Source organism: Chloroflexus sp., from assembly GCF_034435895.1.
In the GTDB taxonomy this organism is placed as follows: domain Bacteria; phylum Chloroflexota; class Chloroflexia; order Chloroflexales; family Chloroflexaceae; genus Chloroflexus.
On record NZ_DAOTWH010000159.1, the window covers coordinates 1 to 1,683 of the forward strand.

Below are 1,683 nucleotides of genomic sequence, written 5' to 3' on the forward strand. Positions count from 1 at the left end.
GCCGCCGTTGGCTGCGGTGCCGCCGTCGCCGGCGCGGCCGGGGCTGTAGTTGGCTGCGCTTGCTGTTGGCCGCTGCCACACGCCGCCAAAATTATCGCCGCCACTGCCACGAGGGTCATCCATGCCCAAAGCCGTTTGTGCGACACAGAAACCTCCTTGCTCTAGAACGAACTTCCCTGTATGATGATCAAAGGCAGCAGCAGCAACGATTTGATCGCACCCAATGCGACGCTACGCGACGTTGCAGAGTATCTGATAGTTCACTCCCGTGCTGCTCCCACCTCGCCATCCGTAAATGGATTACGCCAGCATGGCGCTCAGAAACTGAGATGCACCAAACAAGCGGTTGATCAGCCGTTGATTCCTCCCGCTCGCGTTACGTAGCACAACCTTGTGTGGCGCACTCGATTCACCGTGCATTGATTTGGAGACGTGCAGAATGCCTGCACATTACCACAGGGCCGGCAAATTGTCAAAAAATCGAGTCATGTTGGACCAGAATGCGCTATTCTTCGCGAAGTCGCCTAGAGCTGAGGGCAGATGTGGTGTAAATAGAAAACAGAGTAAGTAGACCGGTTGCCAAATCGGACGGTTACGCGGCACGATATTGCCAACCAGCGCCGCACGGCCCCGTTGCACCACGCGGACTGACAGAGCCGCACGGCTACGCAGTGTTACGATGGGATGCCACATGCACGGGCGATTTCACCAATCAGCCAGCGACTGATCAAGATTTCTTGATCAATCCGTTGCTGGTTAGCGCGATCCAGCACGAGATGGTCAGTCTCGATGCCGGTGGCGCTGGAGATGGCGAGAAAAGCGTGGTCAGCGCCGCGCCGTTCGCGGTCGGTGATGATCGCCGCCGTGAGGCCAACTCCCAGCAGCGGCCATTCGCCGTCGCGCAACGCTTGCGCCCGCCGGTAGGCCCACGCTGCCATCGCTTGGGCCATTTCGGCGCTGACCGCCGGAGCATCGAGATCACCGGTGAGTGACAAGCGCGACCGGGTTGAGTAGGCGTCAATCGCTTCCAATACTGTACGCGACGAGCCAGCAATTGCATGCAGCCACGCCAATCCTAGGCTGCCGGCGCCGGCAAACGCCAGCACCAGCCGGTGTGGCGCGGCGTGAATGGCGGTTATGCGTTCGGCAAGATCAGACGGGATCATGATCATAGGTGTTGTGCATCTTTGTGTCTAGTTCTTTATGGCATACGGTATTTTAGCTGCTGCATGCCACGTTTTCGATACCGGCATGATGCCCGCTAGTGATAACGATTGTAACAACCGGCATACAGCAAAGCGATATGCCGGCACGCCAGTGCTATGACATCTTGAGAGGCGGACAGAAATTTGGTCGAGTACAGCCGTTGATCGCTGTGAAATGCCTCAAAGCTGAGATCTGCTCCCCTCGCCCGCGCCAGTGGGAGAGGGGCTGGGGCGAGGGTGAACAGCCGCTTCCCAAGGCCATCAATCACTTTTACGCTCATACGTTCTGTCCGCCCTTGAACCATGACATCGGGGGGTTGGCTTGGCTACGGCTCAATGCTGCGAGCTAACAACGCTTGCCACGTCGCGCAATCAATGCTATCCCCTGCCGGCAGGCCAGCGGCGGCGCGAAAGGCGCGAACCGCAGCGGCAGTCGCCGGGCCGAACAGACCGTTAACCGGGCCGGGATCAAAGCCGA

Annotated in this window: 2 protein-coding genes; both read right to left on the reverse strand. The window is 58.8% G+C overall.

Features of this window, described 5'->3' with window-relative positions:
- Positions 1 to 674 precede the first annotated feature (674 nt).
- A complete protein-coding gene (locus U9R81_RS09490) occupies positions 675 to 1,172 on the reverse strand; it encodes a hypothetical protein (RefSeq protein ID WP_322495239.1) in 498 nt (165 codons plus the stop codon).
- Positions 1,173 to 1,531: 359 nt separating this feature from the next.
- On the reverse strand, positions 1,532 to 1,683 hold a 152-nt coding region (locus tag U9R81_RS09495), incomplete at its 5' end, for a peptidoglycan-binding protein (protein ID WP_322495240.1).

Coding starts and splice junctions, on each gene's coding strand:
- U9R81_RS09490 (WP_322495239.1), bottom strand. CDS start 1,172: ATGATCATGATCCCGTCTGATCTTGCCGAACGCATAACCGCCATTCAC.